Genomic DNA, 5,188 nt, shown 5'->3' with positions numbered 1-5,188 from the left:
GGGGCGGGGGCCCGCGCCGCCGCCCGTCGCGCGCGGCGAGCCGGGGGCGTGGTCTGTGGCCTTGGGCCGCCCCCCCCCCCCCCCCCCCAACCCCCCCCCCCCCCCCCCCCCAACTCTCATGAAGAGAGCCAGAACACGGACCGCTACAGGTCAGCGCTCCGCAACACCTATGAAAGAGCCCCGGCAACAAGGCGATCGTGGCAACGCAGGTCGGAACGCGCTCGATGCCGCTGCCGTGGAGGACGGCGTCGACCGGTTGCCCGCTGGTCCGCCGCGCAGCCGCAGAGCGCGCTGCACGACCGGGACGTGCGCGGCCTCCTGACCGCGTTGCTGAACCGCGCGGACCGCCACGGGATCCTGGACCGCGAACGCCCGGTGCGTGCCGAGGAGATTGCCCAGGCGGTGAACACCGGGCTCCAGTCGCCGCTCTTCTACCCGGGGCTCGCGACCGCGTTGGACCGGGTCGACACGACCGGGAGTCCGGAGGCGCTCGCCCCTTACACGGCGGCGCGCAACCCCGAGTACCCGGCGTACCGCTCGATCATCTGCCAGGACGTCCCCGTGCCCGCTGACGCCGGGGCTGCGGCCGCCCTGCCGGAGGCCGCCTACGGGTGCGCGCGATCGCACCGACCCTGCGCGGCTACTCCGAATTCTGGGACATCGCCTCCGGTTGCGCGGGCTGGCCCGTGCGCTCCGGCTTCACGCCGCACGCCTGGCGGGTTCCGGCGCACTTCCCGCCGATCCTGCTGCTGTCCGGCGCGCACGACGTGGCCACCCCCGGCCTTCGCCGACGGGGTGCGGCGCGCCCTGCCCAACAGCCGGGTGCTGCACTGGGAAGGCGACGGCCACACCGCCTGGCTCAACAGCCCGGCCACGGTCGACGCCGCGGCCGGCTACCTCACCGACCTGACCATCCCCGCAGCCGCTATCTGACCGGTACCCGACGTGCCATCAGAAAAATCGCCGAAGCCCGGCGACTGAGGGCCGACCCGCACCGGCCATGTCCGTCACTGCGGGTCCAAGGCCTTCCCCCGCGAGGTCTCCCCTCACTCGGCGCAGAACCCCGTTGATCACTTCCCAGTGCTCCTGTCACCTGCCACAACGCCCGTTGCTCACGGGCGGAAGCGGCTCCAATCGAGCCCATTCCCCATCCGTCAGATCACCACGACCAGCCATCCCAGTCTCACGAGTCAGACGAGCGGAGAGACATCGCTAGCCGGCTGCGGACCGGTGCTGCAGGCTGTCGTCCAGCCAGTCGTAGATGCGGGCGACGGCGAGGCGCTGGGCTCCCGCCTGGCAGTGCGCGTCGGCGCCGACTTCCGCGGTGGACGCGATCAGCGTCCTGGGGCACGTAAGGAGTGGTCGTGGCGGGGGTCGCACGGGTTGCCGTGCAGGAAGAAATCGGCCGACCGGTAGTAGGTCGACGCCTGCAGGATTCCGTCACGGGCACTGACCGGGTGGCCCGCCTCAAGGGCCCGCCGGGCCTTGCCGGCGACCCGGTCGGCGGTGGCCAGCCACTCGTCGTGCCAGCTGTCGTAGTCGCCCTCCGCGATGCGCAGGCTCGTCGAGACGACCTCGCCGAAGTCGGCTCCACCATAGGTGATGTGGCCGAACGAGCGCAGGGTCAGAACTGAGCGTCGTTCGGAAACAGCAGAGGCTTCATCAGTACTTCTTGGGGGGAGGGACCTTCGGGGTCTCCGGAACCCCGGGGGGCGGACCGTACCGGCCCCCGGGGTCGGTGCTGGTGTTCAGCCGTCGGCCCCGTCGAGGGCGGTGTCGGGGATGCAGGAGCCGTGTGACGGTGCACAACCGGCCCGCGTTGGGCGAGGCTGCCCACTCGCCGCGTGAGGAGGCACTGCTTGAGCCGCACGGGGCATACCAGGTATACATACTCGGTATGCCCCTACGTAGCATGTGCACCCTGCTCGGCCGGGACCCGCACCACGGCCACCGAATGAAAGCCGGGTTCACGGCGTGCACCGGCGTCAACCGGCCCCTCGACGCCGGCCTGAAGGTCACCAAGGGGAGTCTCGGTATCGGTCTGGCGTTCGGAGTGACCGTTTCTCTCGTCAACGCCCTCTCCTCCCCCTACGGGAAGCTCGGCGTGCCGTTCACAGGCACCGTCTGGGCCGGCGCCGCGGAAGTGCTCAGTCTGCTCCTGGGAGCCGGTTGGGCGTGGGCCGCACTGGCGGTCGCGACGGGCTGGCTGGCCCGTACGTGGCGCCGTGGCGCCCTCGCCGGCGCGCTGTCGCTCGTCACCGCCACAGGGGCGTACTACATGGCAGACGCACTGTTTCGGGGCGAACCACTGGCCTTGTACAGAAGCGAGCTGGCCTTGTGGTGGGCGGCGAGCCTGCTGTTCGGCGTCGCACTTGGCGCGGTGGGCGCGGCAATCAGGCGGCCCGGGGCGGCCGGCTTGCTTGCCGCGCTCACCGTGCCGGTGGGGGCCGCCGCGCAGATGATCCTGCTGCCGCCCCGGCCTCACCCCACCCCGACGCTGGCCACCGTTCTCTCCGAGATCATCGTTTGGACCGCCGCCGTGCTGGGAGCCGGCTGCGCCGTGCAGCGATTCCGGGTCACAAGGCGCGCGTCCCGCACCGATGCGCATCACTGCCCTCGACGGCCGTCCGCCCAAGTCTGACAAGGCCGACTACCGCGCGCGACATGCGGTGGGGTGCGGAATCAACCGGCTGAAGCGACACCGAGCGGCGGTCACGAGGTCCCTGTCGTCACCGCGGCCCTGCTGACCCGGCTCGGCGACCGTGCCTGGCCGCGGGCCGATGGTCGCAGCCTCCCTCCGCTAGCAATCCGACAGTTGACGGACCTCGCCCGTGCCCAACGCGATCGCGGCCCGGGGCCGCATCGGTTCGTCGCCGCGCCGGGAGAGCAAGACCACCTCCTCGACCACCGCCGACAGTGCGCCGAGCCGGGCGGCGCACTCGGCGGCCAGTTGCCGCGGGTCCCGTGTGCGTCCGAGGGACAGATGCGGGATGAAACGGCGGCCGCGCCCGCGGCAGAGCGGGAACCGCTGCTCCAGCGCCCGGTGTAGACAGGCCCACGGCGCCGGGTCCGCCGCGGCCGGGTCGAGCCACACGGTGGCGTAATGCCGGTGCCGGAAGTACCGCACGCCGGCCAGACGCGCGGCGAACGCCGCGCTCTCCGCCGCTCCGGCGGCGAGCAGCGGCACCGCCCGCGCGAACTCCTCCTCCGGCACGAAGCCGAACAGCAGGTTCACATGCGGCGGCCACCGCCGTACCTGCGGATCATGCTCCCAGCGGATGTCCTGGATCGCCGGCCAGAGCTCCTGCGGCGGCAGCCACGCCACCGCCGTCCGGGCCGTCGGCGCCACCACGAGCGCGCCGACCGGCTCGGCCCCGCCGTACACCGGGTTTCCGTCCACACTGCCATGGTGGTCTCGACTGCCATGGTGGTCTCGCTGCGGCTGGGGCAGGCCATGACGCAGGTGGCGGGAAGGGCGGCGAGGGCGCGGGCGAGCTGGCGGTCGAAGTCGCCGACGAGGGTGGCGCTCAGCTGTACCGCGCCGCCACCCGGACCCTGTGGCTGGAGACCCCTCTCACCCCATGGGAACGCTGTCAGGCGTTAGCGCCTTCGAGTGAAGCACAGCGAATACCGCCGCTGACGTGCCCCGGCCGGACGAGACTGTGCCGGGCGCGGCACTGTGCTGTTGGCGCTGCGCGAGAACCCGCTGCAAGGAGGGGTGAGCACCGAGCAGTTGCGGCGGATCGGCAAGGAGTTGGAGAACCAGGGCCTGGCCCTCCGCTGGGCGGCTACCGCCCGGGACGCGCGGGCGGTCCTGCGCACGGAGTCGGGGCTCGCGGCCGCCGTGGTGGCCTGGGACCTGCCGGGCGACGACGGCGGCGACCAGGAGGGCGGCGGCGCGGACGTCCTGCGGCTGATCCAGCGCCGGTTCAAGGACCTCCCGGTCTTCCTGCTCATGGCGGACGAGTCCGACCACGACCTGGAGCGGCTGCCGCTGTGGGTCTCGGAGGCCGTGGTCGGCTACATCTGGCCGCTCGAGGACACCGCCGCCTTCATCGCCGGCCGGGTCACTGCCGCCGCTCGCGCCTACCACCGGGACGTCCTTCCGCCGTTCTTCAAGGCGCTGCGCCGCTTCGACGACGCGCACGAGTACTCCTGGCACACCCCCGCGCACTCCGGCGGTGTCGCGTTCCTGAAGTCCGCGGCGGGGGGCGGGTCTTCTACGACTACTTCGGCGAGCGCCTCTTCCGTAGCGACCTGTGTCATCCATGCAGCTCAAGGACTTGCTTGGAGGCTGCCGCAGGATGATCACTCGTGTTGCTCCGTCTGGCATACTTGACCGGGTGGTGGAAGCGGGGCCGGTAGTCATCCGGCTCTTCTCATCGGGCTTGTAGCGGCACAGCGCGGCCACCGAGATCCGGCGGCGGGAGCGTCCCCGGACACGGACGACGGGCGTGTGCCCGCGTCGGCCCCAGGTGCGGGCGCGCGGCGGCGTCATCGCGAACCCGGCCTCGTCCTCGAAGACGATCCAGGCTCCGAGCGCCGCCGCGGTGCTTTTACCCGCGGCCACACCTCCTGTTTCCACAGCTCGACGGCGTGCTCGTCCCGCTCGGGAGCCCGGCGGGCCGGGGTTTGCCAGGACCAGCCGTGCCGCTTCAGCAGCCGCCAGACGGTCGTGACCGACAGTCGGATCCGGAACCGACGAGCGATCACCGTCTGGACCCGGGCCAGCGTCCAGCGCTGGTCCTCGAATCCGTGCACGACCGGTCCCCTGCCCAACTCCTCTTCCAGTTCGGCGAACTGGGCCGCCGAGACCTTGGGTTCACTCGCGGGCCCCGTCGAACGCAGGGCCTCGATCCCGCCCTCGCGCCAGGTCCTGCGCCAGCGCTCCACCGATCGCTCACTGACCCGCAGATCACGGGCGATCGCCACCGTCTTGTCGCCGGCCTCGAACCGGCCGGCGGCCTCCAGCCGCACCTGTTCACGAAACGCCCGCCGCTCAGCGGTCAGGAACCCACCCTGCGCATACCGCATGTCAACGGCATACCGCAGGGATCACTACCTGTCACTACCGACAACAGCATGCAATCCTCAGTAGCTGTTGCTCAATCGAGCTTGGTGATCGTGAGTTCGAGCCTGCTGTCTCGGCCGGGTGAGCATCGAAGTGGAGCCTGCCGCACGGTTCGGG

General features: G+C 71.5%; 5 protein-coding genes and 1 pseudogene. 4 read left to right on the top strand and 2 right to left on the bottom strand.

Features of this window, described 5'->3' with window-relative positions; all coding sequences use genetic code 11:
- The first annotated feature begins 611 nt into the window (after positions 1-611).
- The 3 genes and pseudogenes from ACFV1W_RS32335 to ACFV1W_RS32325 all read left to right on the top strand — a co-directional run bounded on the left by ACFV1W_RS32335 (position 612) and on the right by ACFV1W_RS32325 (position 2,641).
- Positions 612-933, top strand: a pseudogene (locus ACFV1W_RS32335) (alpha/beta hydrolase).
- Between the two features lie 431 nt (positions 934-1,364).
- Complete coding sequence (locus ACFV1W_RS32330) at positions 1,365-1,634, top strand: hypothetical protein (RefSeq protein WP_380420814.1); 270 nt, start codon at positions 1,365-1,367, stop codon at positions 1,632-1,634.
- Between the two features lie 278 nt (positions 1,635-1,912).
- On the top strand, positions 1,913-2,641 hold the full coding sequence (locus ACFV1W_RS32325) for a hypothetical protein (RefSeq protein ID WP_380420813.1): 729 nt from the start codon (positions 1,913-1,915) through the stop codon (positions 2,639-2,641).
- Positions 2,642-2,800: 159 nt separating this feature from the next.
- Here ACFV1W_RS32325 and ACFV1W_RS32320 read toward each other — a convergent pair whose 3' ends face one another.
- The gene (locus tag ACFV1W_RS32320; protein ID WP_380420812.1) at positions 2,801-3,400 is read right to left on the bottom strand and encodes a 2'-5' RNA ligase family protein; all 600 of its coding nucleotides are present in this window, start codon (positions 3,398-3,400) and stop codon (positions 2,801-2,803) included.
- A gap of 318 nt (positions 3,401-3,718) precedes the next feature.
- Here ACFV1W_RS32320 and ACFV1W_RS32315 point away from each other — a divergent pair, with 318 nt between their 5' ends.
- Entirely contained in the window at positions 3,719-4,339 is a 621-nt protein-coding gene (locus ACFV1W_RS32315; RefSeq protein WP_380420811.1) for an Orn/Lys/Arg decarboxylase N-terminal domain-containing protein, read from the top strand.
- A 155-nt stretch (positions 4,340-4,494) separates the two neighbouring features.
- On the opposite strand, the gene ACFV1W_RS32310 is transcribed toward ACFV1W_RS32315, so the two are convergent.
- Positions 4,495-5,034, bottom strand: a complete 540-nt coding sequence (locus ACFV1W_RS32310) for a winged helix-turn-helix domain-containing protein (RefSeq protein ID WP_380420810.1) — start codon at positions 5,032-5,034, stop codon at positions 4,495-4,497.
- Between the last annotated feature and the right edge of the window lie 154 nt (positions 5,035-5,188).

The organism is Kitasatospora sp. NPDC059648 (assembly GCF_042734825.1).
Lineage (GTDB): Bacteria > Actinomycetota > Actinomycetes > Streptomycetales > Streptomycetaceae > Kitasatospora.
This window is presented reverse-complemented; position numbering and strand designations above follow the sequence as displayed.